The sequence below is a fragment of the Mycobacterium gordonae genome, assembly GCF_001417955.2.
Taxonomy (GTDB): domain Bacteria; phylum Actinomycetota; class Actinomycetes; order Mycobacteriales; family Mycobacteriaceae; genus Mycobacterium; species Mycobacterium gordonae_B.
The window spans coordinates 1-753 of the sequence record NZ_LKTM01000245.1; the positions used below are offsets into that span (position 1 = coordinate 1).

1 pseudogene is annotated in these 753 nt (G+C 78.2%); it reads left to right on the plus strand.

The annotated features are described in order from the left end of the window. A pseudogene (locus AO501_RS38205) lies at nt 1-753 on the plus strand (PE family protein); the annotation flags it as partial.

Here is a 753-nt window from a genome sequence, read left to right on the forward strand (position 1 = left end):
CGCGGGAGTCAATCCGACGCCGACCGGCACAGCGGCACCGGGCAGCAGTCCCGGTAGCGCGCCGATCACCGTCAGCAACCCCGGCGCTGGCGTCACGGTCGTCGGGAGCGGTGGAGGTGTCGGCAGCGACGGGGCCGCCGGTCAGACGGGCGGCACCGGCGGGACAGGGATGGATCCGATCATCACGGTCGATCCGCCCGGCATCGGAGGGACTCTCACCGTCTCCACCGGCACCGGTGGCAATGGCGGCCTGGCCGGCGTCGGCGGCGACGGGGGCGCCGGCGGGACTGGTGGCAGCTCCCTGGTCGTGAACAGCAGCCCGGTCACGGGCGCCACCAGCGTCTCTGGTGGGGCCGGCGGCAATGGCGCTCCGGGCGGGCCCACCGGGGGTGCGGGTGGCGCCGGCGGCCTGGGCGGGTTCGCGAACAGCCCCTACCCGGGCACCGCGACCGGCGGCAACGGCGGCAGTGGTGGTGCGGCGAGTACGGCGCCCGGCGCCGCGGGCGGGATCGGTGGCACCGGCGGCGCAGGCGGCACCGGTGGCCACGGCGGGCTGTTCCTGGGCAACGGAGGTGCCGGAGGTGCCGGAGGCGTGGGCGGCACCGGCGGTGCCGGGGCGGCCGGCTTTGCGGGCGGCGACGGCGGCGGTGGCGGCTCCGCCGTCAACAGCGCGACCGGTACTGCGGTCGGCGGAAACGGCGGAACCGCGGGCCACGGCGGGATCGGCGGGACGGGCGGGACGGGTGGCGCCGG